The organism is Limnothrix redekei LRLZ20PSL1 (genome assembly GCF_043235035.1).
Classification (GTDB): Bacteria; Cyanobacteriota; Cyanobacteriia; order CACIAM-69d; family CACIAM-69d; genus CACIAM-69d.
The window spans coordinates 94,742-118,774 of sequence record NZ_JAZAQF010000049.1 but is presented as its reverse complement, the minus strand read 5'-3'; the positions used below and the strand labels follow the sequence as shown (position 1 = coordinate 118,774).

General features: G+C 56.7%; 22 protein-coding genes. 13 read left to right on the top strand and 9 right to left on the bottom strand.

Annotated elements, in window-relative coordinates; all coding sequences use genetic code 11:
• Nucleotides 1-9 precede the first annotated feature (9 nt).
• The 5 genes from VPK24_RS08485 to VPK24_RS08465 all read left to right on the top strand — a co-directional run bounded on the left by VPK24_RS08485 (nt 10) and on the right by VPK24_RS08465 (nt 4,467).
• Nucleotides 10-213 carry a hypothetical protein gene (locus tag VPK24_RS08485; RefSeq protein WP_199291641.1) on the top strand — a complete coding sequence of 68 codons (204 nt, stop codon included), beginning with the start codon at nt 10-12 and terminating at the stop codon, nt 211-213.
• A gap of 86 nt (nt 214-299) precedes the next feature.
• Nucleotides 300-680: a YccF domain-containing protein gene (locus VPK24_RS08480; protein WP_099532221.1), complete on the top strand. Its 381-nt coding sequence runs from the start codon at nt 300-302 to the stop codon at nt 678-680.
• 101 nt (nt 681-781) lie between these two features.
• Nucleotides 782-2,662 (top strand): glycosyltransferase family 2 protein, encoded by a 1,881-nt coding sequence (locus VPK24_RS08475; RefSeq protein WP_393012115.1) that lies wholly within the window; start codon nt 782-784, stop codon nt 2,660-2,662.
• A gap of 301 nt (nt 2,663-2,963) precedes the next feature.
• A complete protein-coding gene (locus VPK24_RS08470; protein WP_393012113.1) occupies nt 2,964-3,704 on the top strand; it encodes a RibD family protein in 741 nt (246 codons plus the stop codon).
• A 64-nt stretch (nt 3,705-3,768) separates the two neighbouring features.
• Complete coding sequence (locus VPK24_RS08465) at nt 3,769-4,467, top strand: prepilin-type N-terminal cleavage/methylation domain-containing protein (RefSeq protein WP_393012111.1); 699 nt, start codon at nt 3,769-3,771, stop codon at nt 4,465-4,467.
• Nucleotides 4,468-4,479: 12 nt separating this feature from the next.
• Here the strand turns inward: VPK24_RS08465 and VPK24_RS08460 are convergent, their stop codons facing one another.
• Entirely contained in the window at nt 4,480-4,893 is a 414-nt protein-coding gene (locus VPK24_RS08460; RefSeq protein WP_158234344.1) for a YbjN domain-containing protein, read from the bottom strand.
• 194 nt (nt 4,894-5,087) lie between these two features.
• On the opposite strand from VPK24_RS08460, the gene VPK24_RS08455 reads away from it, so the two are divergent.
• Complete coding sequence (locus VPK24_RS08455) at nt 5,088-6,278, top strand: glycosyltransferase family 4 protein (RefSeq protein ID WP_393012109.1); 1,191 nt, start codon at nt 5,088-5,090, stop codon at nt 6,276-6,278.
• Here VPK24_RS08455 and VPK24_RS08450 read toward each other — a convergent pair.
• Complete coding sequence (locus VPK24_RS08450; RefSeq protein WP_393012107.1) at nt 6,275-7,207, bottom strand: class I SAM-dependent methyltransferase; 933 nt, start codon at nt 7,205-7,207, stop codon at nt 6,275-6,277. The two genes, VPK24_RS08455 and VPK24_RS08450, sit on opposite strands and share 4 nt — an antisense overlap.
• 339 nt (nt 7,208-7,546) lie before the next feature.
• Here VPK24_RS08450 and VPK24_RS08445 point away from each other — a divergent pair, with 339 nt between their 5' ends.
• The 3 genes from VPK24_RS08445 to VPK24_RS08435 all read left to right on the top strand — a co-directional run bounded on the left by VPK24_RS08445 (nt 7,547) and on the right by VPK24_RS08435 (nt 10,461).
• Nucleotides 7,547-7,747 carry a hypothetical protein gene (locus VPK24_RS08445; RefSeq protein ID WP_393012105.1) on the top strand — a complete coding sequence of 67 codons (201 nt, stop codon included), beginning with the start codon at nt 7,547-7,549 and terminating at the stop codon, nt 7,745-7,747.
• A 135-nt stretch (nt 7,748-7,882) separates the two neighbouring features.
• Entirely contained in the window at nt 7,883-9,055 is a 1,173-nt protein-coding gene (locus VPK24_RS08440; protein WP_393012103.1) for an AI-2E family transporter, read from the top strand.
• 323 nt (nt 9,056-9,378) lie between these two features.
• Nucleotides 9,379-10,461 (top strand): pentapeptide repeat-containing protein, encoded by a 1,083-nt coding sequence (locus VPK24_RS08435; RefSeq protein ID WP_393012101.1) that lies wholly within the window; start codon nt 9,379-9,381, stop codon nt 10,459-10,461.
• Nucleotides 10,462-10,499: 38 nt separating this feature from the next.
• Here VPK24_RS08435 and VPK24_RS08430 read toward each other — a convergent pair whose 3' ends face one another.
• Nucleotides 10,500-11,120, bottom strand: a complete 621-nt coding sequence (locus VPK24_RS08430; protein WP_393012146.1) for a hypothetical protein — start codon at nt 11,118-11,120, stop codon at nt 10,500-10,502.
• A gap of 297 nt (nt 11,121-11,417) precedes the next feature.
• Between VPK24_RS08430 and VPK24_RS08425 the strand changes: the two genes are divergently transcribed.
• Nucleotides 11,418-11,693: a YggT family protein gene (locus tag VPK24_RS08425; RefSeq protein ID WP_099532210.1), complete on the top strand. Its 276-nt coding sequence runs from the start codon at nt 11,418-11,420 to the stop codon at nt 11,691-11,693.
• Between the two features lie 24 nt (nt 11,694-11,717).
• Here the strand turns inward: VPK24_RS08425 and VPK24_RS08420 are convergent, their stop codons facing one another.
• The 5 genes from VPK24_RS08420 to lysS form a co-directional block, all read right to left on the bottom strand.
• Nucleotides 11,718-12,398, bottom strand: a complete 681-nt coding sequence (locus VPK24_RS08420; RefSeq protein ID WP_393012098.1) for a DUF1361 domain-containing protein — start codon at nt 12,396-12,398, stop codon at nt 11,718-11,720.
• Between the two features lie 367 nt (nt 12,399-12,765).
• Nucleotides 12,766-14,838 (bottom strand): tetratricopeptide repeat protein, encoded by a 2,073-nt coding sequence (locus tag VPK24_RS08415; protein WP_393012096.1) that lies wholly within the window; start codon nt 14,836-14,838, stop codon nt 12,766-12,768.
• 358 nt (nt 14,839-15,196) lie between these two features.
• On the bottom strand, nt 15,197-15,946 hold the full coding sequence (locus tag VPK24_RS08410) for a hypothetical protein (protein ID WP_393012094.1): 750 nt from the start codon (nt 15,944-15,946) through the stop codon (nt 15,197-15,199).
• A 90-nt stretch (nt 15,947-16,036) separates the two neighbouring features.
• Nucleotides 16,037-17,137: an RsmB/NOP family class I SAM-dependent RNA methyltransferase gene (locus VPK24_RS08405; protein WP_393012092.1), complete on the bottom strand. Its 1,101-nt coding sequence runs from the start codon at nt 17,135-17,137 to the stop codon at nt 16,037-16,039.
• A gap of 87 nt (nt 17,138-17,224) precedes the next feature.
• A complete protein-coding gene (gene lysS, locus VPK24_RS08400) occupies nt 17,225-18,838 on the bottom strand; it encodes a lysine--tRNA ligase (protein ID WP_393012090.1) in 1,614 nt (537 codons plus the stop codon).
• Between the two features lie 254 nt (nt 18,839-19,092).
• Between lysS and VPK24_RS08395 the strand changes: the two genes are divergently transcribed.
• Nucleotides 19,093-19,770, top strand: coding sequence for a Uma2 family endonuclease (locus tag VPK24_RS08395; RefSeq protein ID WP_393012088.1), 678 nt, complete (start codon nt 19,093-19,095; stop codon nt 19,768-19,770).
• Between the two features lie 84 nt (nt 19,771-19,854).
• Here VPK24_RS08395 and tftA read toward each other — a convergent pair whose 3' ends face one another.
• Nucleotides 19,855-21,186: a hormogonium tapered terminus morphoprotein TftA gene (gene tftA / locus VPK24_RS08390; protein WP_393012086.1), complete on the bottom strand. Its 1,332-nt coding sequence runs from the start codon at nt 21,184-21,186 to the stop codon at nt 19,855-19,857.
• A gap of 196 nt (nt 21,187-21,382) precedes the next feature.
• Between tftA and VPK24_RS08385 the strand changes: the two genes are divergently transcribed.
• Nucleotides 21,383-22,942 carry a septum site-determining protein MinC gene (locus tag VPK24_RS08385; protein ID WP_393012084.1) on the top strand — a complete coding sequence of 520 codons (1,560 nt, stop codon included), beginning with the start codon at nt 21,383-21,385 and terminating at the stop codon, nt 22,940-22,942.
• A 161-nt stretch (nt 22,943-23,103) separates the two neighbouring features.
• Nucleotides 23,104-23,913 carry a septum site-determining protein MinD gene (gene minD / locus VPK24_RS08380; protein WP_099533566.1) on the top strand — a complete coding sequence of 270 codons (810 nt, stop codon included), beginning with the start codon at nt 23,104-23,106 and terminating at the stop codon, nt 23,911-23,913.
• Nucleotides 23,914-24,033: the final 120 nt, after the last annotated feature.

The following is a 24,033-nucleotide window of genomic DNA, read 5'->3' as shown; positions in this document are numbered from 1 at the left end:
GAGTCCAAAATGGTTCGTAAAATGGTGATGAGCTGCCGCATTCTCAACATGAAAGATGATCAGGCAGCCAAAGCAAGCGACCTAGCCTATTGGCGCAGTCAACCCGCCGAGGCCCGTTTGGCCGCCCTCGAAGAAATTCGCCGCGAATATCATCAATGGGCCTATGGTTTTGAACCCCGATTTCAGAGAGTTTATCGAGTGCTTAAACGCTAACCAAGTTCGCTATCTCGTTGTGGGTGGCTATGCCGTAGCCTTTCATGGACACCCTCGATACACCAAAGATTTAGACATTTGGAACTATGAGCTTATTAGGTAACATCATTTGGCTGATTTTCGGTGGCCTCATCAGTGGGCTGGGCTACATCATCGGCGGTCTCAGCATGTGTTTAACGATCGTGGGAATTCCCTTTGGTCTTCAACAGGTTAAGGTTGGTTTGGCAACCATGACTCCCTTCGGTAAAGAAGTGGTGGCGGTGGAAAATGCCGATAGCCCTTTGCGGGTGATTTTGAATGTGATTTGGGTGTTTTTCTTTGGTTGGGCGATCGCCCTTTCACATCTGATCCATGGCGTGATTTTGGCGATCACAATCATTGGTTTGCCCTTTGCTAAACAACATTTCAAGCTGTTGGTGATGGCGCTGCTGCCCTTTGGCCGAGAACTCAAGGAAGTGGGGCGTTAATTCAGAAACACTGCAAGGCGAGGATGGTGAATCCTCGGGGCATGATTCTGGGCGGGCCCTGAAGCGATATACTGCTCACGGCATAGGGCTAATCAACAGGTATGGCGATTGCGCGGTTGGCCAGTTGGCCCGGACGAGCTTGGCGGTTGTGGCAACGAGGCGGCCTGGGGGCGATCGCCCAAAAATTGCGCACCAAACTCCGGCGGCGACTGTTGGGAGAACGGGCCCAACTAGCCGCTTGGGATCAATATCGCCGGGGTCTGTCGCCCGAGAATCGACGACGATTTGCCGATCGAGCGGCGGCCCTGGAAAATCCGCCCCAAATCTCGATCATCATGCCCGTTTACAACACGCCAGAGCGTTGGCTGACGGAAGCGATCGAGTCTGTGCGGGCCCAAATTTATCCCCATTGGGAGCTGTGCATTGCCGATGATCGATCGCCCGATTCCCAGGTGAAGGCCACGCTCGATCGACTCGCGGCCGAGGATTCCCGAATCAAAGTGACCTACCGCGATCACAATGGGGGAATTTCCGCCGCCTCCAATTCGGCCTTGGCCTTGGCCACCAGCGATTTTGTGGTGCTGATGGATCACGATGATCAACTGCCGGAACATGCCCTGCTGCGGGTGGCGGAAACCATCTTGGCCGATGATCCAGACTTGTTTTATTCCGATGAAGTGCTGGTGACTCCCGAAGGCGAGCCGATCGAGTTTGCTTTTCGGCCGGCCTTTTCGCTGGAGTTGCTGCGATCGCACCCCTACATTGTGCATTTGGTGGGGTTCCGGCGGTCTCTGTTGCAGGAAATTGGCGGGTTTCGGGAATTTTTGACCGTTTCCCAGGACTATGACCTCATTTTGCGGGCCTGTGAGCGGGCCAAACGAATTAGTCACATCCCCGAAATTCTTTACCTGTGGCGACAACACCTGACCAGCACCGGCAATCAACGCCGATCGGATGTGTTGGAGATTTCGCGGGCTGTTTTAAGCGAACATTTAGATCGATCGGGCGATCCGGGTGAAGTGCAAACAGGATTTCGGTTTAATTATTTCCGAGTACGCTATCCCCTCCAGGGCCCCATCCGCATCGCGATCGTGATTCCGACCAAAAATTGCGGAGAGTTGGTTAAACAATGCATTGATAGCATTGCCAAAACCGTGCATCAGGTCGCCTACGAAATTGTTTTGATCGATCACGATTCCAATGATCCCAAATCCATTCGCTATTTTCGATCCCTTAAGGATCAACATCGCGTTTTAAATTATTCTGGCCCTTTTAATTTTTCAGCGATTAATAATTGGGCTGTTGCCCAGTTGCCGCCCGGGCATTTTACCCACTATCTCTTTTGCAATAACGATATTGAAGCGATCGAGGATGGGTGGTTGGAGCGAATGGCAGAATTTGCCCAAAAACCAGACATTGGCATCGTGGGTGCTAAGTTGCTTTATCCCGATCGCTGCTACATCCAACATGCGGGCGTTTGTGTGGGAATGCATGGGATGGCGGAACATTTCGGCAAATTCATGCGGGATTCCTTGCCCTCTGGAGAGGCAGAGCCGGGCTATATTGGCGCTCTGATTTCCTGTCGCGAAATGTCCTCGGTCACGGCCGCTTGTTTGCTGATGCGGGCCGATACCTTCGCCAAAATTGGCGGCTATGACGAGTCTTTGGCCGTTGGTTTTGGGGATGTGGATCTGTGTTTGCGGGCCCGAGAAGCGGGTTATCGTGCGGTTTTTTGCGCCGATGCCACCTTGGTTCACCACGAATCCTATACGCGGGGCAAAACCTTTGAAGGAGATCCACACCCGGAAGATTCCGCCAAGTTTTTTAAACGCTGGAAATCGATTATTCAAGCAACTGATCCCTACTTCAATCCCAATTTGGATATTACGCGCCAAGATTGGGCCATGAAAGAGTTGGAAATTCCCGAAAAACCCCGATCGCGCTGTTACGACACCCAAACCCACCAGTTCCGATCGCTCTAGGATAGCCATGGGGGCGATCGCCGGGAGAATTTCCCTCAATCTGATCCCGATCGGGGTAATTTTGGGCAAGGTGTACCTAGAGATCTGACCGATCTGAGAGATCTACAGAGATCTGATCAGCGAAATCTGATCAGCGAGATCTGACTCAGCCCCCTCAATTCCACTTCAAAGGGGCCAGCCCCGAAGCCCCGGTGGCCGATGAGGGTCTGAAGACAGGCTTGCAGACAGGCTCCCGATCGCGGCTGTCCTGATCGCAGCTGTCCTGTGGCATTGGTTGTTTTGTGGCATTGGGTGAACGCGGGTGAACGATCGACCCCAAATTACGGTGGTATTTGCCATCACCGCTGACGGCAAAATCAGCGATGCGCATGGGTCGCCGGGACGCTTTGGCAGTCCGGCCGATCGCGCGCATTTGGAAAAACAAGTGGCCCAAGCCGATGCGGTGTTGATGGGAGCCGGAACCCTCCGCTCGGAAGGGTTGGCCATGCCGGTTCTGAGTCCAGAACTCATTCAGGAACGGATTGACCAGGGCAAACCTCCGCAACCCACCCAAATTATCTGTTCTGCCTCCGGGGCGATCGACCCTGGCTATGGCTTCTTTCGTCAGGCCGTGCCCCGATGGCTGTTGACCACGGAAGCCGGATCTCGGCAATGGCTCGATCGCTGGTCTGCCTCAGGAGATTCCGAGGATCCATTCCCCCACTCAAAAGCAACCAATGGATTCGATCGAATCTTGCTCGGCCCGTTGGGCGATCGGGATTTTCAATGGCCCGAAATTCTCGCCCAACTGGCCCAGGAAGGAATCCAACAGCTCGCCGTCTTGGGTGGTGGGAACTTGGTCGGCTCCCTGTTGTCAATGAGAGCGATCGATCACCTGTGGCTGACGGTTTGCCCCCTGTTGGTGGGTGGAGCCGCCGCCCCCACGCCCATGGATGGTGTGGGTTTGCCGCTTCACGGGGCCCAGTGGCTCAATTTGGTCAGTGCCGAAGCCCAAGGCCAAGAAGTGTTCTTGCATTACCAGCGGCGCGACACCGAACCTTAGCGCCCAGTGGGTTTCTGCTTCTTGTTCTGCTGTTTGTTGCCCTTCCCCGAACCCGAGGTTTCCTATGATTGCCTCTCGCCGTTTTCCCCGTCCCGATCGCTTATTGCAATTTCTGAGTCAATCTCGGAGCCAATCTCGAAGCCAAACAATCCATTGGCTGTTGACCCAAACCCTGCGCCATCGCCAGGCAACCCCGCAACCAACCGCCCGATCGGGCTTTACCTTGCTGGAACTGTTGGTGGTGTTGTTGATGGTGACCATTCTGATGGCCATTAGCGCGCCCGTTTGGCTGTCGATGGTGGATGGCCAACGGCTCGGAGCCGCCCAAGACGATGCGTTTCGGGCCCTGCGATCGGCCCAATCCAAAGCCAGACAGCAACGACGACCCTGGGAAGCCTGTTTTCGCACCAACCCAGAGGACAAGCGTGCCATTCAATATTCTGTGCATCCCGCCGTGGGGGCAAAATGCAGCAAAGCCGTTTGGCGGCCCCTGGGAGCCGAAGCATCGACCTATGCCGCGATCGACGGCGGGAAATCAGACTTCACTCGCGACAGCGGGAGTTATGTGGTGCAGTTTAATGGTCGCGGCTGGCTAGCTTCTTCTCAGGACGGCGCGGAATACAAAGGCAATGACGACAATGCTGGGAATCGCATTACCTTCCAGATGGCGGGCCGTCCTGATTTGACCGATCGAAGCTGTGTTTATGTGGAAACCTTGCTGGGTTCCCTGCGAGCCGGGCGCAACGATCGTTGTGACGACTAAGCAACCACTCAGCTACTCAACCACATCACGGGCATATTCTTCATTCACAGCCCGGCGGGGAATGGTGCAAAAACGCTTGACCGTCAGGGCAATTGTCTTTTTAGGAACGCCGCCTTTGAGATAAATGTCATATTCCATGGCCAAGGTTTTTTCGGAAGCAATATAGGCCTTGACCATAATATATTCACTGTTAATGGCATTCACGCACTCCAAACATTGGGCGCGGGTGGCCGTTTCCGCAATGCCAAAAAGAGTCAGCAATCGCACCCGATCCTTGTTCTCGCTCAGGAACACATAGCACTTGATTTCTTCCTGAATCAGAATGTCGCCATCGTCATCGATCGAAACATCCATCAGCGCTTCATCAAAGATGGATTGCAACAGGGCTTTTGAAGCATTATCAGGTGTGACTAGCTCTTCATTCATGATTTTGGCCTGCGATGAATGGATGTGATGATTGTTGTTGGCCGAGTGGTGGTTAAAAGTCATTCAGCAAGATCAATTCAGAAGGATTAATTGAGGACTGTGGCCAACAGGATGTTGAGTCCATTCTTGTTTCGGCCTAATCTTAACAAGCGAAAGTGGGGACTGATGGCGTTGTGGTGGCGAGCAGATCGGCAATGCGGTTTTTAGTAGAAGGTTGGCTGTCGGCTCCCCACTCCTACACAACGGTGAATCAGTTCCAATGTTTGGCGCTGCTGGAGCGATCGGGGCTGCAACTGTTTCATCGCGAGCAACCGTTGGCTCATGGTTGGCAGCCGATCGCGGGGCAATTGGATCCGGAGCGATCGCGTCGATTGGCCCAAATTCCGGCCCCCGATGGCGACCCGGTGGATGGACTGTTGCGGATCGATTCGCCCTATCGATTGGAGCCAGACCCGATCGCCCGTCGATCGTTTGTGTTTGCCACGGCGGAATTTGGCAAGCTGCACCATGAATATTGGCAATGGATGGGGTGCGCCCAAAAAACGGGCAAGTGGGCGGCGGCCGGGGGCGATCGGGGAGCCGTGGTGCTCACCCCTTCGGCTTGGTCGCGACAAGGGCTAATCCACAGCGGTGCAGCGCCCGATCGGGTCGTGGTGTTGCCCCATGGGGTCGATCCCCAGATTTATCATCCCTTGGCAGCGGTCGATCGGGCGAATCTGCGACGGGCCTGGGGTTGGGAGGGTTGCCAAGTCCTGCTGAACGTGGGGGGCACGATTCCCCGCAAGGGTGGCGATTTGTTGATTTTGGCGGTGGGGGCAGCGATGGAGCGATCGCCCCAATTGCGCTGGGTTTTGAAGGCCAATGACGCGGTTTATGGAAGCGATCGGGGGCGAGCCGCCTGGGTGAATCAGGTGCGATCGCTGTTGCCGGCTGATCGGGCCCAACGGTTGCTCGATCGAACGATTTACCTCAACAAATTTTTGTCCTACCAAGACATGGCCAAGCTCTATCAAGCGGCCGATGGCTATGTGTCGCCCTACCGCGCGGAGGGGTTTAACCTGCCCGTGTTGGAAGCGATCGGCTGTGGGTTACCGGTCATTTGCACCCAAGGGGGGCCCACCGATGAATTCACTAACCCCGCCTTCACCCTCCCGATCGCCAGCCAACTGATTGAGAAGCCCGTTCAATACCCGGATGGCGTTTCCGAAACCGTTTGGATGTGGGAGCCGGATTGCGATGCCTTGGTTGATTGTCTCGAAACCTGGCTTGATCGCCCCCAATGGCAAACGGCCGCCCGGGCGGCCGGCCCCGCTTGGGTGCAAAGCCGGCTTACCTGGGATCACGCCGTGGACAAACTCCTGAGCCTGATAGCCCAGCAACCCTAGTGCGCCCGAGCCACCAAAGCCCGGTGACGCACCGTAGTGGATTGGATGGTGATCAGCTCAAAGCCCGCTTGCTCGATCACCTTGCCCAAATCCAGCGCAAAGTACTGATCCAAAAACGGCTCCGTACTCTTGAGCAGGGTCAGGATATAGGGCGGCATTTGGGCATAAATCTGGGATTTGGGGTTCATGTCCATAATGCCCAGATAGCCGCCGGGTTTCAGCAACCGCCGAGCCTCTTGCAAAATCGCGATCGCCGCCGTCTGGGGCAGCTCATGGTATAGCAGGCAAGCCGAAACTAAGTCATAGCTCGCAGCCGGTAAGCCGGTGTTTTCCGCTGCCGCATGAACCCAACGGGGCTGGGCCCGATCAGGATTCATCGGGGAATGATGAGTGTTGTAGGCGGCCACCGCCAGGAAATTAGGCGACAGATCCACCCCCGTCAGTTGGGCTTGGGGATAAATTCGCTGCAAGGCAAAGGTGCTCATCCCGACGCTGCATCCCAAGTCCACAATCTCCCGAGGCTCGATCGCCACCGTGGCCTTCAGCACGTCATGATAAGCAGTCCGCAATTTTGCGTCCCCTTCCGGGGTTTTTTCGCCAAAAATGGTGGAATGCACCGAATAGGCCGCCACTTCCACCTCGCTGGCCGGCTCCCAGCCCAAATTCCCCTCAGGATAGGCGTGGAAAGGATTGAGGTAATAGTCCGGATAGGTGAGATTGGGGTTGCTGACCTGGGCCAGTTCCGCCGACCAATCCCGACTTTGCAACTCAGCGGCCGTCTTGCGCCAGGGAATGCCCATGCTTTCGGCCCGCTCAATCATCATCTTGCGGGCACGGCTACGAGCAAAATTAGCCAGGGGTTTGATGGACAACAGCCCATTCACCAAACGCGAGGCGGGGCCGGGTTTCACAAAGGCAGTGGCGGTCATGGAAAGGTCAGGCGATAGTTGTTTGGGTTAAAGCTTCTTTGAGTTAAAGCCTTGGGATGAAATTCTTAGGGTGAAATCTTTGGGATGGAATCTTTGGGGCTAATTGAGTTTTTGAAAGTTTTTTGAATTTCTTTGAATTTTGAAGATCGGGTTTTGAGGGTTGGATTTGGATTTTTTGGATATTGTATCAGTCCTAACGGTTGCGGTTCGATCGCCCCCACCGCCAAGGCAACTGAATCGCACAGGGCGATCGCGCAGTTGGTCGCTTCCCAAGCCGTGAGCTATGATGCTGCCTGAATTTGCGAAAACCGCCGCCCAGGGAAGAAACCCTGAATCTCGATGCGATCGCCCAACCCAGAAACCTTGAGCATGGTGCTGAAAGTCGCGGTTTTGTCCGTGGTGCTGTCGGTGGCCATCAAGCTAACTGCCTATGGATCGATCAGCACGCCGCCAGACTGGGTGGCTTGGGTCATGATCCTGTTGCCATCACTGATTTTGGCGGGTTGGATGTGGCAGCAGAGCAAACCCGATCGCCCGTAAATCGCCCGTAAATCGCCCGTAAATTCCCCCAACATCCATAAGATCACACCAACAACTGCCCCGCAAATCACCCCGCAAATCACCCAGACAGTTGCACAGGAAATTGCATAAGAAATCGCACAGGACGCTCGGTTCATGACCCTCGGACGCTGGTTAGGCTTACTGGTTTTTATTGCGGCCCTGTATGTGCTGTGGGCTGTGCGACAGTTGGTGCTGATGATTTTTGGGGCGATCGCCATTGCCGTCGCGATCGACCGGTTGGCCCGCGCCCTGCTCACCCTCCAGTTTCGGGGGCGCAACCTGCTCCAAGATCGAACAAAGGCAATTTTTGGGGCGATCGGGCTGTTGGTGGCTTTTTTCTTGGGGGCCATGTTGTTGGTCGTGCCCCCCTTTGCGGCTCAGTTTCGGGAGCTGACCGAGTTGGTTCCCGTGGCGCTCGATCGCCTCGATACCTGGTTCAGCAACCTTTCCCAACAACCCTTGGGCCAGTGGTTACAAACGGTTCTTCCCAACCCCGACTTCCGCAGCTTGCTCACCCAGGCCCAACCGGCCATTAATCCGCTCTTTCGGGGTGGGTTTGCCCTGTTTGCCAGCACCCTGGGCGGCTTCTTCAACCTGCTGTTGGTAACCATCTTGGCCCTGATGATGCTGTTCGATCCATTGCCCTATCGCAATGCCTTCGTGCAGCTCTTTCCCTCCTTCTATCGGCGGCGGGTGATCACAATTCTCGATCGCTGTCGCAATTCTCTCGATGCTTGGCTGTTGGGCATTTTGCTGAACATGTCGATCATCGGTGTCCTCAGCGGCACGGGGTTGGCCTTGATGGGGGTGAAGCTGGCCTTGGCCCACGGGGTTTTGGCGGGTTTGTTGACGTTCATTCCCAATGTGGGGCCGGTGTTGAGCGTGTTGCCGCCAATGTTGGTGGCGCTGTTGGATGATCCGCTCAAGTCCCTGTTGGTGCTGGGTTGGTACGTGATTGTGCAGCAGTTGGAAACCAATTTGCTCACGCCGATGGTGATGTCTAAGCAGGTGTCCCTGCTACCGGCCGTGACGCTGATTGCCCAAATCTTTTTTGCGACCTTTTTTGGGTTCACGGGGCTGGTGTTGGCGTTGCCGCTGACCGTGGTGGCCCAAGTTTGGTTCCAGGCATTGTTGGTTGAGGATGTACTGGATCATTGGGATCAGGGGCCGCGTTGGCTGCGATCGAGCCGCGAAGGGGCGATCGCAGCCAACTCAGAACAGGCGCTACCGGCGGCCGTGGCTGGCGCTGGCGATGATCCTCAGGCCCCTGAGCCATCAGACTCCTGAGCCACATGATTGGCGATCGCGACCCATACAGCATCTTAGGGTGTGTCGTCAAATCACCTGAAACCCTTATTCCACCGTTAGCGGATCGTGGGGGACAAGATGCTCAAGCCCCTTGTTACGACGACTGGGAGATGGAAAATCAATCGTTTCCGCCTGATCCTTAGGAAATGACGACAAACCCTAAGATTGTTGAGTTGAATTTTTGATCAAAACAGCCCATCATCCCCCAACGCCGCGAAACCCAGATCGCGCGATGGCAGCCACCCGGCTAAAATGGCAACAACTCACCACTTGCTCATGGTTGGGGCAAGTGCTTGCGCTACATGGCCTTTAGCGACAGTCGGCGCTACTATCAAATTTTGGAATTGGAACCTGGCGCTTCAGCCGAGGAAGTGAACCAGGCTTACAAAGACCTGGCTTTCGTTTGGCATCCCGATCGGATCCCAGACGACAACCCCCGTTTGAAAGCCAAGGCCCAGGAAAAGCTGAAGCAGCTCAATGAAGCGCGGGGCTTTTTTCGGGCCCATTTTCGGCAGCGACCCAACAGCGGGGCCCCAACGGAACGCCCCCCCGCCCAACCCCATGGGCGATCGACGGCCCATCACCACAAAAACCCGTATCATGCCGGTGTGCATCACCAAGGGGCTAGCCATAGTGCCAGCCACGGTGCGAATCACAGCACAAACCACGGCGCGAACCATGCGAACCATAACGGCGCTGCTCAAGGATTTGGGGCCAATGGGCAATCAGCCCCCAAGGCGGGGGCCTATGGAGCCAGTGCCAATGGCTCCGGTGGATACAGCACCTATGGATACAGCGCCCAAGGCCCATCAACGGGTTCGGTTCATGGCCAAGGCATCCATCCCGAACCGGAACCGTTCGCTTGGAAAACACCACGCCGATCGCCCTTTAATAGCCATCCCCCCGGCGACCCTACGGTAGAAGCGACCGCCAATCGATCACCCGAACCGCCCCCGCGACGACCGCGCCCCCCGATCGTGCCACCCCAATGGCAAGATCAACCGCCGCCTCGTCCCGCTGCCGATTTGAGCGGAGCCAAGATGCGCGGGGCTAACCTGCGGGAACGGGATTTTGCGAGCCGAAACCTCAGCGGGGCTGACCTAGCGGGAGCTGATTTGACGGATGCATTTATGCACCGCGTGAACCTGAGCGGGGCCAACCTGAGCGGGGCCCGGTTGTTTCGGGCCAATCTGCTGCAGGCGAACCTGAGCGGGGCCGACCTGAGCGGCACGGACTTGATCGGGGCTGATCTGAGTGGGGCTGACCTCCGAGGAGCCAATTTGACCAATGCCAAAATGACCGTTGGTGGGCGGCTGATGGTGCGGTTAACGGGGGCCAAGCTAGATGGGGCGATCGTTCCGGCGGATCTGAGGCGATCGCCCTAGAAACGGGTCAGGATTGCACCCCAGTCCTGGAATTACACCTAAGCTTCCCAATCGGGACAAGCGCCCTCCGTCCAACCAAAGGGATACATCCCACAGATCAGCAGCGTGCCGTTGTAGACCCGGCCGTGGTAGTGACGACAGCCCACACAGGCAGCATGGCGGTCAACCGGCGGCACTTTGGGGTTGAGTTGGTCGTAAAGCGCATCGTATTGGTTCAGAGTCGGCGGGGCCAACGCTGCCCGATCGCCCTCCGATTCCGGTTCTTCGGTGGTGAAAGGATTGGCCGGAAAACCGGTTTCCGCCCAGTCTGACCACAGGGGCGCTAACCAATCGTTCACCTCGGTGGCCCACTGTTCGATCGCCCCGTCCACCTCCTGGCATAGTCGATCGACCTCAATTCCCCACTGTTCAGCCAAATGGGTTTCCACTTGCTCCTGAAGGTCAAGGGCCGTTTGCTCCAGTTCCCGGGCCGAATCCGTCAGCCATTGATCCACCTGGGTCACGGTTGATTCCACCGACTCGGCCATGGTGATGATCACTGCATCCAACGTGGCTTCCACTTCCCGGGCGATCGGCTCCCAATCCCGAGCGATGGGAGTCAACCACTGTTCAAGATTCTTAGCCCAGTTCCCGGCCCAATCATCTCTCCAATCGTCCATTCATATCTCCGCGTTTCCGCTTGGGGCCCCATTTCACCAACTGCCGCCACCTCGGTGATGCGATCGAGTGGCCAACTTGAGGGGCTGTTCCCAGCTTAAGGGCTGGATCCCGATCGCTGCCAAGGGGGGCCCTCTAAATTCCTGGGGGCAATTCCTGGGGACGATCGGTTATCTCCTCAGAGCCGGACAGGATCCCGATCGCCCCGCCACGGGTGTTTGCGCCTATGATGCCTATGGTGTGCGTTGCACTTTTGCGCTGCTGCCTTTGAAGGCGCGATTTTTTTCCGGTACTTGCCCATGGATACTTCAATCAACCTGCTGGCCAACACCATCCTGCAATTCGTCAATATCTATACGCTGGTGATCTTCATTCGGATTCTGCTGAGTTGGTTTCCGAACATTGATTGGTTCTCCCAGCCCTTTGCCACAGTGGGGCAGTTAACCGATCCTTACCTGAACCTGTTTCGATCGATCATCCCGCCCCTGGGTGGCTTAGATTTTTCGCCCATGCTGGCCATTTTGGCGCTGCAATTGCTGTCCCAATTGGTCAGCAGCGCTGTGATGGCCTTGTAGCCAAAGGGCCCGGTCACCAATGGCTCAGAGCTGGCCCGGAGACGAGGGGCGATCGGGCTGGTGTTGTTGCTGGCGATAGAGACCATAGCCAATGGCGAAGGGTTTCAGCAGCCCATACAAACCAGCCAACACGCCCCAAGTCAACCCAATCACCAGGGCCGGACGATGGGCCGCCAAGTCATTGGCCATCCGCTCCAGCAGGGTATGGGGCTGGGTGAACAAGTCCCAACTGTTGAAGCGCCAAAACCGACCCACAAACACCCCCACCGCCGACAGGCCATGGAGCAACTGTTCCATGAGCGGAATCCAGCGGCTGCGCCCGATCGCTCGGAGCCATCCATCCAGCCACACCAGCGACCAAACATAAGCCCCAAAGCCCACGGCCACAAACAGAACGTATTGCGGAATCACGATCATCACCGTGGCCCAAAGGGACGTGTAGCGATAGCGAATGTCATTGACCAGATGAATCAAATCGGTCAAGACATAGGGCGCATTGGGTAAGAACAAAATGAACACGATCGCCAGCCCCCACCACAGGGGAGATCGGGGCGATCGAGCGGGGCGGTGTCGAAAGAGCCAAGCGGCAATTCCCAAAGGGACAATGGCCAAGAATAAATTCCAAGCCATCCAGTAGCTGTTATCGGCCCAGAGCGCGATCGTAATCCGCAGCCACTGCGCCAATGTTTTGAGAAGGGGTTCCATAGCCGATCGCCTTGATCAGAAGCATGTGGGATCAGAAGCGTTTGAAAACGGATCAGATTGAGTTAGGCAGATTGAGTTAGGCAGATTGAGTTAGGCAGATTGCATCAGACAGGTTCAACCGGGCAAATTCAATCAGGCAAATTCAATCAGGCAAATTCAATCAGGCAAATTCAATCAGGCAAATTCAATCAGGCAAGTTAAACCGGGCGAATTTAACCAGATAGATTCAACCAAGCAAGCTAAATCGGGCAAATTCAATCGAGCAAATTTAACCAGATAGATTCAACCGGGCAGATTTAACTAGATAGATTCAATCAGGCAAATTCAATCGAGCAAAACCCGACCCAAATCCTCTCAGGAAAACTGATCAGGAAGACTGAATCAGGGTTTGTAATCGATCGGCCGCCGGTTGGTCTCCCAAGGCCAAGTAAAGATCTCGGGCCTGTTTCAGATGCTCGATCGCCTCAGCAGAACGGTGTTGAGATCGACGTAGGCGGGCAAGCACCAGGTGTGGCTCCGGGTCGTGAGGATTATGGGCGATCGCCTGCTCCAGTTCCTTCGTTGCCTCGTCCCACTGTTCCTGTTGGATCAGCACCCCAGCCCAGGCCACCCGATAGGCCGCCTGATCCGGGTCAAGCCCCCTTGCTTGCCAAGTCTGTTCAATTGCCTTAGCCGCTTCGCCACGGCCTTGATAGGCGTAAAGATCTCTCGCCGCGATCGCCGCTTGCAGGGCCTGGGCCTGTGCGCCGTGGGCCTCCAGGGCCTTCGCCAGAGCCAAATGAGCATCGGGATCGCTAGGATGTTGCCGAATCGCCGCCTCCAGCAGGGGAGCCGCTTCCGCCGGTTGGTCATTGTCCAGCAGCGCAATGCCCGCCATCAGAGGCGATTCCGTCAAAGATGAAGCATTAAACGCACTGCTTCCGCCGGTTTGAACCGTTTCCGCGATCGCCCGCACCTGCTCCAACTTGCCCAGGGCCCAACTAGCAGTCTGTTGCACCTGTTGATCTGGGTCGCGGGCCGCCATGCCCATCATTTGGCTGAGGCGAGTCACTTGTTCATAAACCTGCGTTAAATCCCGAATCGCATTGGTGCGCACTTCCGGATTTGGGTCCCGCAGGGCCAGGGCCATCGCCTCCAGGGTGGGTTCCAACACCCGCGACCCGATCGAGGTTAAAGCCGCGATCGACAGGCTTCGTTGCTTGGAATCCCCATTCAGCAACACATCCATCAGGGGGCGCAGGGCCCGAGAGTCGCCCCGTTGTCCCAATTCCCAAATGGCCTTGCGGCGATCGGCCGCGTTGTCGCTGCGGAGATTTTGAATTGCCCGCTCAATCAGGCTCGGTTGCACCACCCGAGTAGGCGCAAGGGCCGTTGGGCTGGGCAAGGGAGCCGTCGGGTTGGGTGCGGCATTGGGGGCGGCTTTCGGCGCAGCAGCATTAGCCGCCGGATTGGGCAAGGTCGCATGCGTTGCCGGTTCAGGCGCTTTGGATTCCGCAGGAACCGGAGCCGCCACCTCTGAAGGGTCGGCAGAGAGTTCGGAATCGGCTGCTGGGGTTGGTTTTTGCCAGGGAAACAACCGGCGACGGGGTTTTGACTCTGGCTTGGATTCCGATTTGGATTCCGATTTGGATCCTGGCTTAGATTCGATCGGGGCGGCCGTTTCCAACGCCATGGCATTTTGACCATTGTGGGCTGCCGCACTGTGGGCATCGAGCGTGGGGCCCATATCCCGGGGCCGAGTCGATCGCGCCGCCGGAGCCAACGGAGCACCCCAAGGATCGATCGCCTCCAAATCCTCTACGGAATCTGGATCCGCCAAAGGGTCAAAATCCGCATCCGACTCCGCATCCACCTCATCCCAACCAAAATGCTCATTATTCCGAACTTGGCGAACAAACCAAACCAAGCCCCCCAACAAACCAAGTCCCCCAATTCCCGCCGCCCCCAACAACACAATTCGGCGCTGGAAGGCCCGTTGATCGTTTTTGGGTTTTTTGGGCTTTTTATTTTGCTGCTCTTGATTATTATTCTGATTATTCTTTTGAGTATCGCCTGAGTTACCTGAATTATTAGGCTGATTATTTTGATTATTTTGGCTATTGGAATTATCACTATCGGAATTATTATTTGAACCGTTATTGGAATTGCCTTGATTACCCGAATTGTTTTGCCCAGAATTTTGCCCAGCATCCGCCGGTTGAGATTCATTGGGAGCCGCTTGGGCTACGGGCATCGATGCGGAGGATGGCGAAGACTGGCTAGAGCTGCGGTTGGGGCCGCTGATGGCCGGTTGAGCTTGGAGCAAGGCTTGGGCCACCGTTTCCGTGGCCGCCAGTCCACCGCCGGGGGTCGCCAAACTGCCCAACATCACGATCGCCATGGCCCGGGCTGCGCGATCGCGGGTGTGGGATTTGGCTCCTGTCCAACTAGCTCGCTTCATAAACAACCGATCGAAAGGGGGCGCGAAATTTGCAGAAAACTTGCGGAAAACACCTGGAACAGACGCTTACAAGCGCCTAAAGACCAAGGCTCTTATTCATCATTCCCTGAGATGCCACAAGCAAGACAATCGTAGGCCAGGAGTTTCAGATTCTTTGCTGATTCCTTGAATGCACCCATCCCAGCGCAGGTTTGCATCGTCTAGACCAATGGGATCGGATTCGTTTGCTGATTCGTTTGCTGACGTTGGCTTGCGGCCGCGATCGATACGTCTATCGATACGTCTCCTGTCAATATCTCTGTTGATATCCCTATTGTGGCATTGGTACTTGTGGCATTGGTGCTCGATCGTCACCCCCTTAGGGTCGCGGTGTGCCGGTGGGGCTGGGGTTGCTTGGGGCAGGCGCTGCATTAGGTTTACGTGGCTCTGTAGGCGACATCAGTTGAATTGAGTCAAAAAAAGCCTGCACCTGGGGAACCTTGAGTTTGCCGTCTTCGGCCGCCACAATAGCCCGATACCAAATTCCGTTGGCATAGAAAATTCGCACCCGGGCCGCAAAACCGCCCGATCGCGACAATTCCAGATCGCGCCCCTGAAAACCACTTTGTTGCAAGGGCTTTTCGGAAACCACCTTGGCGGAAATGCCCTTGGCGATGCTGTCGCGACTGGCATCCAGAGCCTTGGCCACATCCACCCCCGTGCCCGCCGGAACCGGAAAGCGATTGTGAGCAAACAGATAAAACCGCTTGGCTGGTCGGTCTTGGTAGCGGAGCATAATCACTTCCGCCGGGCCCACTTCGGTGGGGACGCGGCTGGTTTCTTCCTGGGGCTTGGCGGGAAAAGCCACGGAAAAGCCGGCCTGGGGCGATTGGTAGCGCGGCCAGGTTTTCAGTAATCCGGCGATCGTGTTGGGGGTGGCGGAAGGACTGGGCAACAGGGCCTCCGGAGCCATGTCCGGCAGTGTGATGCTTCCCGGTTGGGCGGCGGGCTGGGAGGTGGTGACTTGGTTGGTGCAGCCGATCGAGAGGCTACCCAGACCCAAACTGAGCAGGATCGGCCCGATCGGGCGAAACCACTGAACAGACAACGGAAGAATGCGATCGAGCATGGAACGCCGACAGTGAAACAGCAAAAAGGCTTGGGCCCGAAACGCCCTCCATTATGCGTTGCTGATTGCCCTGCTGCTAATTGGATCGGCTTAGATCGGCTTAGATCGGTCTGATCGCCAACGAATTAGGGACTGCAAGGCTTCGTGGTCACCGAATAAGCTTGATCGCCCTGGATTAGCCGGCCCTGGATTGACTGGCTCTGGATTGGCCGGCTCTGGATTGGCTGGCCCATTTCGCCCATCCCGCAGCAACACCACAAAGGAACCGGCCCCCAAGCCTTCCTGGGGAAACATTCGATAGCAGGGAAAGGCTGCGTGGATCGATCGCCAAGGCTCCAGGGCCAGAACGGGTTGTGGCTCCAGATGGGGAAAGCGATCGAGCAGCCATTGGGTGGCCCCTTCGTTTTCCTCGATCGCGTAGGTGCAGGTCATGTAGGCCAGCCAACCACCGGGAGCCACCAGGGCCGCCGCGTTGGCCAAAATTCGTTTTTGGCGGTTGGCATTTTTCCCGATCGTCAGGGGATGGAAACAACCGGGATTTTTCTCCCCCTTCGCCAGCAGGGATTGGCCCGAGCAGGGCGCATCCACAATCACCAAATCCGCCCAGCCGGGAATCGTCTGGGCCAAGGTTTCCGGGTCGGCACAGGTGGCGATCGCCGGGCTGAGGCCGCAGCGCTTCAGGTTGCTGACCAACATGCCGATCCGTTTGCCGATCGCCTCATTGGCCACCAACAGCGACGGTTGCAGCGCCCGCCAAGCAAAGACACTTTTGCCCCCTGGCGCGGCGCACAGATCCACCAGTCGATCGACCCGATCGGGAATCGCCAGCAGGGCCGAAGCCGCAAACACCGAGGAAAAATCCAAACAATAGAATGCCCCCGCCTCATGCAGGGGATGCTTGCCGGGTCGCCGGTTAGCCGGTTGGTCGGCGGTCAAATCGAGCCGATCAACCCAGTCCGGCTGCATCGCTAAAGGAGGCAGGGCCGCGAAGGGAAACGGATCGGGGCGATCGGCCAACCACAACAAACAGGGCGCAAACCGCTGGGCTTGGCCGAGGCTGTGGACAAAGGCCGCGCGATCGGCCGCTTCCCCAAACAGGCGATCGGCCAGCTTCAGCAACAGACGCGACGGCCCCGTTGCGATCGCCTCCGTTGCCGCTGGTTTAGCCGATCGTTTCTTCGATTTGCCCATCTCCACTCGCCCCAAAGGTAAGTAGACAAGCGGCTTAAGCCCCTTGCCCCCCAGGATCACAGCCCGGATCAGCGCTCCAATGGTTCCTTAAACCGCCGCGCGATTCAGATCCAACACCGCTTGCAGGCGATCGAGCACCAGTTGCCGATCCAAATAGGACAGCAGCGGCCCCGCCTTCGGCCCCCGTTCCTTGTTCAAAAACGCCAGATAAATCGCCGAAAAGGCCACCGGCATTTTCAAATCCAGCTCCCGCGTTGTGGCAAACAGCGCCGTTTGTAAGGATTCGCCGTCCCAGCTTTCCACCGTTGCCAATGTCTTCAGCAAAGCTTCCACGTAGCCGACTTGTTCCGGCGAAAGTTGATTCGCCCGCTCCGGAATCGTATCCAGATAAAGCACCAACTTTTCTTCTTCGTCGGCGTAGTCATTCAGCCACTTTTGAGCAGCCGAAATCCGTTCGCGAGCAATTTGCCAATCGTAATCACTCAAAGGTTCAGCCGATCGCGCCGCCACTTCCTTTTCCACATCCAAATGGGGCACTTGCAACAGAGAAATTGCCGTGCTCAATTCAAAGGGTTGGTAGGGCTGAATTTCCCCATTCAACTGGGCATAAAACAGTGCCATCCAGTCTTCATTCAGTTCCGGCGGTTGGCCACCATTGGCGATCGTTTCCCGGCGATATTTGTCGATCAAATTGTCGTAATCCCGGAACACGCGCGTAATACTTTCGTAGTTGGGCGCAAAATTGATGGCCGTGCGGGGCGGTGTGCGCAACATCAAAAAGCGCAACAACTGCGGTGGCAACAGATCAGCAATTTCACGAGCGCTGGAGCCGATTCCCTTGGAAGAACTCATTTTCGTGCCATTGACCAAAATGAATTCGTAGGGCGAGTGGAAGGGCGGTTGCTGACCCAAAACCTTTCGAGAAATGACATTAGCCACGTCGCGGGAGCCACCCTTTTGGGAGTGGTCTTTACCAGCTAGCTCGATCGTCACGCCCAACAATTCCCACTTGGCCACCCATTCTACTTTCCAGGGCAGTTTGCCGTTGCCATCGAAGGGCGAAACCCAACCGGAATGGCCACAACCTTGGGTGTAGTCCGTGGCGTTGGGATCGCAGGTGTAGAATACCTTGCCGTCTTGATAGTCGGTGACTTGGGTGGTGGCGATTTTGCCACAATGTTCGCAAATCACCTGGAAGGGATACCAGTTGCTGGGGCGATCGGCCTTGCTGACTTCCTTATAGGCTTCGCGCACCAAATGGGCGTTTTTTAAGAAGCGATCGATCGCGGGATTCAACTTGCCCGATCGATACAAGTCCCGCAGGTAATAAATCTCGGGCCGCACCCCCAAATACTCAAACACATCCAGAAATTCGCCCATGAAATACTTGGCGTAATCACTGGCGCGATCGCCCGGCGCGGTGTCATCGGGCGAGGGCACATTGCAGAGGGGCCAGCCCAAATAGCGCTCAAACTTTTCCCGATCCAAATAGCGCGGCACGGTGTCCAGCGCGTCGTAATCATCCACGCCGTAGATGAATTTCACGGGCTTGCCGGCCTGTTTCAGAGCGCGATAGATCGTGTCGTGAATCACGACTCCCCGCAAGGAGCCAACGTGAACACGCCCCGATGGCGTTTTGGAATCGTTAACGATCTGTGGACCCTGTGCGTCGGCGGCGATTTTATCTGCCCAGAAACTCATGGCGGTGGGGCGGTGATGACGAGGTAATGGTTACAGAAAAAGATGGGTGCAGAATGCCAAGGTTGCAAAATGCCTATTCATTTTAGGGACTTGGGGCCTTTTACGCGCGATCGCCCCGAAAGGACGCTGAAAAAGCTTTATCTAGAAATTGATCAGGTTGAACCAGTTAACTCCGCCCCTTCAATACCCCCAGTCCAAACCAGCCGATCGGCCATTGGCATAATGAGACCAATCGCAATCTTGAGGAAAAACCGATGGTTGCTCAAACTCCCCCCAGTGAGCCGGGAAAAGTCCAGCCCAAGCTGATCGAATATCCCGACTGTGACGGCCAGCCGATGGCAGACAACACTCAGCAATTTCACTGGATCCAAACCATTCAAAGCAACCTCGCCACCATTTTCAGTGACGATCCGCAGGTGTTTGTGGCCGGTGATTTGCTTTGGTATCCCGTGGAAGGTAGCAACACCATTCGCCAAGCACCCGATGTGATGGTTGTCTTTGGGGTTCCCAAGGGCGATCGGGGTTCCTATATGCAGTGGCGCGAACACAACATCGCCCCTCAAGTGGTGTTTGAAATTTGGTCGCCGGGCAATCGCTTTGGGGAAATGCTGAAAAAGCAGATGTTCTATAACCGCTATGGCGTTGAGGAATATTACATCTATGACCCCGATCGCAATGAATTGAACATTTTGACGCGGGGAGACAGGGGCGATCTGGAACCCGTTGAGAATCCCCAAAACTGGGTCAGTCCTCGGCTGGGCATTCGCTGCCAACTGGATGAAGAAACTCTCACCCTGTTTGGGCCCGATGGCCGGCCCTTTTCCACCTTGCTGGAAGAGCGGCAACGGGCCGATCGGGAACGGGAGCGGGCCGATCGACTGGCGGCCTGGTTGCGGGAACTGGGTTTGGATCCCGACGCGATCGCCCCCTAGAACCCTGAGCTACCAGCCCGAGCAACCAGCCCGAGCTACCACCATCAGCGCTCGCAGCCATCGGGATTGTGGCCCCGATCACCCCTACAGCAGCCCAGAAACCTCGTAGAGCTGGCGCGTGCGGGACAAAATCTTATCGCCATAGTTCATATCCGCCTCCCAACGCCCACTCAGCAGCGCCACCGTGGGAGCCACGCCGCGCGGCACAAAGCTAAACCGAGGATCCACCACCGCATTCGCCAAGGGTTCCGTACTGGCATAGGCCTTGAGGTGTTGGATGTGGGCCCGCACGCCCAGCCGCGCACTGGCAAAGGAAGCCCCCTCGGGATTGCCCCCCAAGGCCCCCAGCCCCCCAAAGTTGTTTTGGCTGGATTTGGTGGGGCCCGGAAATTGCAAAAAGTCCGTTTCCACACACATTTGAGCAAAGGCTAGATCAAAATTGACCCCCTCGGCGATCGCCTCTTCGCGGTAAAGACGCGGTAAATCGGGAAATTGGCTACCCGCGTTGGGGTTAAAGGCCCTCAGAAAGGTCAGCATTTGGGAATCAACGGTGCTGCCCAGTCCCATAATTTGCCCCTTCAAGGTGTTGGAAACCAAGAGGTTGGTGCGGAGGGTGACGGCGCGGGTTTGGCTGTTCCAGCCCACGGAGATGTTGTACTGCCGCAGGTCGATCGCCTTGAAATAAACGATGTTTTGGTAGCGCACCCGGACGATTTGCGGGTTGGTGGCCACTTTGATGCCCAGGCGATCGGCCAGGTCGATCGGGATGTAGGAATTGCCATTGATCAGCACCCCCCGCTCGGGATAGCGCTGATTATTCACCTCAATTTGAATGCTGCTGTAGGGCTGGGCGGGGAATTCCAGCAAAATTTGTTGCAGGCCATCGCTGAGGCCGGTGGCAATGCCCCAGCCTTGATTTCTGAGAATCGTGCGATCGGTCTCGTTGGTTAAAAAACCCACTTCCACCAACAGCGAAGGAACCGTGAGTTGACGACAAAACAGCCGATTCCCCAACCCCGTGGCCGTGTCGGGCAATGCCCCCCGCGAAAGGAGTTGGGGAGCCCGCGCCAGGGTCGATCGCAACAGAATTTCTGCCTGGGTTTGGCGCACCTGATTATTCGCAATGAAATAGACCGTCGTGCCTCGGGTGGCGGGGTTGCTGGAACCATCCAGGTGAATTTCCAAGGCCACATCCCCAGCACGCCCTCGGGCATTGATCCAAGCGATCGTCTGTTGCAGGCTCAAGTCATCGGGCACCATCAGCACTTCAATACCCCGCCGTTGCAGGGTTTGGGCCGTGGCTTCCCGCAGCCAAATCATTTCCCTGGCTTCGGTGGTTCCTGCCGCCATAATGCCAGGATCCAAAACCCCGTTTTCATAGCCCCCATGGCCCGCTGAAAGGAGAACCCGCCCCATGAATTACTCTCGATCGAACTTCGACCAATGCTAGATCACCCGATTCCAAAAAATCACTAGGATGCGGTGCTGTTCAGAATCATCCCGAGGGCGATCGCGCGGCTGATTCGCGCAAGAGGTCTATGGGGTCACCGACTTGGGATTTGGGTTGCGATTTGAGTTGCGATTTGAGTTGGAATTTGGGATTGTCCACCCCGTGCTCGAAATTTGCCGTTTTGGAGCCGCAAGCAACGGAGCCGGCGGCCGTCCGGTACACTGCATAGATCCGTTGTCGGGTCGATCGCCCGGTTTGCTGATCATGGTTGAAGCTGCTGCATTTTCTGAGCACCCACATCCTGAAGAATTAGAGAATTTAGAAAGTTTAGAGAATTTAGAAAGTTTAGAAACCCTTGCAGAAGAAAACCTGGAAGCCTTAGAAGATTTGCCAGAGCCGGAGGAATTACCCGATCGGCCGGTGGCCCACGGCGATGACTTGCCCGATGATTTAGTGTCGGCCTTGGCGATGCCCTTGCGGGGAGCCAAATTGTCCTCCACCTCCGCAACCACCCAGCAGCCGGCCGAACAGCCTTCAACTGGGCATGACCCGGCTGAATCGCCCACCGAACCCAGCTCGGAAACCGGCAGCGAAGTTCCCGTGGCCGAGTTGCCGCCCCTGTCGCCGGAAGCGGCCAAGCTGGCGCGAGAATTGCTGACGGGAGCCGATCGCCCCGTGGCGGATCTGACCGGGGAACGGGGGCCCCAAGTGCGCCTTTGGATTCCGGGCTGGGCTGAATTGACTGGATCTGCTGGATTTACTGGATCTACCAAATCTGCTGAGTCTGCGGAGACAGAACCCGAAACGAGTCGGGAATCGCCGCCAGAATCCCCAGCCGAATCCCAGCCAGAATTGCCAGCGGCGACTCCTGAGGCTGTCGAAGCTATCCAGGCTGCCGAGATCAATCCTTCTGCCCAAAAGCCCTCCGAGGTCAAACCCTCCGAGATTAAAACCAGCAGCACCAAAGACAGCCAAGAAAGCAAAGAAAGCGCCGATCAAACCCAACCGGTGCGCCTGGTGTTGCCGCCGGACTTTGTGGCCGAACAGCCCGATCGGGGCTTGGCCTGGACCGATTTATGGCAACAATTGATGCATCGGCTGTATGGGGGGGAGCGGGGCTGGACACCCGACGGGCCCGTCACGCTGCAAGCGATCGATCGCACCTTGGAAGCCAGGCAACTGAAGGCGATCGCCGATGCCCTTCAGGAGGTGCAATTGCGGCTGACCCAGGTGGAAACCAACCATCCCGCCACCGCAGCCCTGGCGATCAGCATGGGCTATGCACTTCAGTTCACACCGCCCGAACCCACCCAGGAACCGATCGCAGCCGATCCTGACCTCGACCTTGCGCCCGATTGTTTGTATTTGGACAAAACCTTGCGATCGGGGGTGGAAATTCGTTATCCAGGCACGGTGGTGATTCGCGGCGATGCCAACCCCGGCAGCGCGATCGTGGCCGGGGGTGACATCCTCGTTTGGGGGCGGCTGTGTGGCGTGGCCCATGCGGGCATTAATGGCAACGAAAGCGCCATCATCATGGCCCTGAACCTGGCAACCAATCAGGTGCGCATTGCCAGCCGCACGGCCCGGGTTCCCGAGTCCAAGCTCGATGTGCCCTGTCCGGAAGTGGCTTACATTTCCGGAAAAGGGATCCGAATCTCACCGGCCGCCGACTTTGCCAAAAATGAAGTGCGATCGCGCCTGGGGGAACCACCCGCCTAAACGCTTGCCTCCACCCCCCGACATATAGTCAAATTGCCCCTCGATCGCCATGCTAAATTGAGGTGTCTTCTCGGGTTCCGCCCGATCGCACCGCCCTTGGCCGTTCTGAATCCACCCTTCTCGATCGACCCTTCAGCCGTTGTCAACTATCAGGCAATCCCATGAGCCGCATCATCGTAATCACCTCCGGCAAAGGTGGCGTAGGCAAAACCACCTGCACCGCCAACTTGGGCATGGCCCTGGCGCAACTGGGGCGAAAAGTGGCGCTAGTGGATGCCGACTTTGGCCTGCGTAACCTAGACCTGTTGTTGGGTCTGGAAAATCGCGTGGTCTACACCGCCGTGGAATACCTGGCCGGTGAGTGCCGCCTGGAACAGGCCCTCGTGCGCGACAAACGACAGCCCCGATTGGTGCTGATGCCCGCCGCCCAAAACCGCACCAAAGAATCGGTCACCCCCGACCAAATGAAAGCGTTGGTTTTGACCCTGGCCAAAAGCTTTGACTATGTGTTGGTGGACTGTCCGGCGGGCATTGAAATGGGCTTCCGCAACGCGATCGCTGCCGCCCGCGAAGCCATCATCGTCACCACCCCCGAAATTGCCGCCGTGCGCGATGCCGATCGAGTGGTGGGCCTGCTGGAGGCCGAGGGCATCAAAAATGTTCGGTTGGTGGTGAACCGGCTGCGGCCGCAAATGGTGCAAGCCAACGACATGATGTCCGTGGACGATGTGCGCGAAATTTTGGCGATCCCGTTGGTGGGAATTTTGCCCGACGATGAACGGGTGATCACCTCCACCAACCGAGGGGAACCGCTGGTGCTGTCGGAGCAAGTCTCCGTGCCCAAGATGGCGTTTAGTAACATTGCGCGCCGTCTGGAGGGTCAAAACGTGGAATTTTTAGATCTCACCGCCAGCCACGATTCCTTGCTGAAGCGGCTGAAGCGCTGGCTGAAGGGTAGCCCTCGCGGTTAGCCTGGATGGGCGAGCCGCTCCCGATCGGCCGCTGGAAGCTTCCCTGACCGCTGGCTCAACCTTGGCCAAGCTGTCTCATCCATTGGGTGGTGTGTCTTGACTGCAAGGGCTGTTGCGATC

Bases quoted from the DNA above. Each gene is read 5' to 3' on its own strand.
- VPK24_RS08415 (WP_393012096.1), bottom strand. From the start codon at position 14,838: ATGAAGCGAGCTAGTTGGACAGGAGCCAAATCCCACACCCGCGATCGC.
- VPK24_RS08410 (WP_393012094.1), bottom strand. From the start codon at position 15,946: ATGCTCGATCGCATTCTTCCGTTGTCTGTTCAGTGGTTTCGCCCGATC.
- VPK24_RS08420 (WP_393012098.1), bottom strand. From the start codon at position 12,398: ATGGAACCCCTTCTCAAAACATTGGCGCAGTGGCTGCGGATTACGATC.
- VPK24_RS08460 (WP_158234344.1), bottom strand. From the start codon at position 4,893: ATGAATGAAGAGCTAGTCACACCTGATAATGCTTCAAAAGCCCTGTTG.
- tftA (WP_393012086.1), bottom strand. From the start codon at position 21,186: ATGGGGCGGGTTCTCCTTTCAGCGGGCCATGGGGGCTATGAAAACGGG.
- VPK24_RS08395 (WP_393012088.1), top strand. From the start codon at position 19,093: ATGGTTGCTCAAACTCCCCCCAGTGAGCCGGGAAAAGTCCAGCCCAAG.
- minD (WP_099533566.1), top strand. From the start codon at position 23,104: ATGAGCCGCATCATCGTAATCACCTCCGGCAAAGGTGGCGTAGGCAAA.
- VPK24_RS08405 (WP_393012092.1), bottom strand. From the start codon at position 17,137: ATGGGCAAATCGAAGAAACGATCGGCTAAACCAGCGGCAACGGAGGCG.
- VPK24_RS08450 (WP_393012107.1), bottom strand. From the start codon at position 7,207: ATGACCGCCACTGCCTTTGTGAAACCCGGCCCCGCCTCGCGTTTGGTG.
- VPK24_RS08440 (WP_393012103.1), top strand. From the start codon at position 7,883: ATGACCCTCGGACGCTGGTTAGGCTTACTGGTTTTTATTGCGGCCCTG.
- VPK24_RS08425 (WP_099532210.1), top strand. From the start codon at position 11,418: ATGGATACTTCAATCAACCTGCTGGCCAACACCATCCTGCAATTCGTC.
- VPK24_RS08435 (WP_393012101.1), top strand. From the start codon at position 9,379: ATGGCCTTTAGCGACAGTCGGCGCTACTATCAAATTTTGGAATTGGAA.
- VPK24_RS08485 (WP_199291641.1), top strand. From the start codon at position 10: ATGGTTCGTAAAATGGTGATGAGCTGCCGCATTCTCAACATGAAAGAT.
- VPK24_RS08430 (WP_393012146.1), bottom strand. From the start codon at position 11,120: ATGGACGATTGGAGAGATGATTGGGCCGGGAACTGGGCTAAGAATCTT.
- VPK24_RS08445 (WP_393012105.1), top strand. From the start codon at position 7,547: ATGCGATCGCCCAACCCAGAAACCTTGAGCATGGTGCTGAAAGTCGCG.
- VPK24_RS08465 (WP_393012111.1), top strand. From the start codon at position 3,769: ATGATTGCCTCTCGCCGTTTTCCCCGTCCCGATCGCTTATTGCAATTT.
- VPK24_RS08455 (WP_393012109.1), top strand. From the start codon at position 5,088: ATGCGGTTTTTAGTAGAAGGTTGGCTGTCGGCTCCCCACTCCTACACA.
- lysS (WP_393012090.1), bottom strand. From the start codon at position 18,838: ATGAGTTTCTGGGCAGATAAAATCGCCGCCGACGCACAGGGTCCACAG.
- VPK24_RS08475 (WP_393012115.1), top strand. From the start codon at position 782: ATGGCGATTGCGCGGTTGGCCAGTTGGCCCGGACGAGCTTGGCGGTTG.
- VPK24_RS08480 (WP_099532221.1), top strand. From the start codon at position 300: ATGAGCTTATTAGGTAACATCATTTGGCTGATTTTCGGTGGCCTCATC.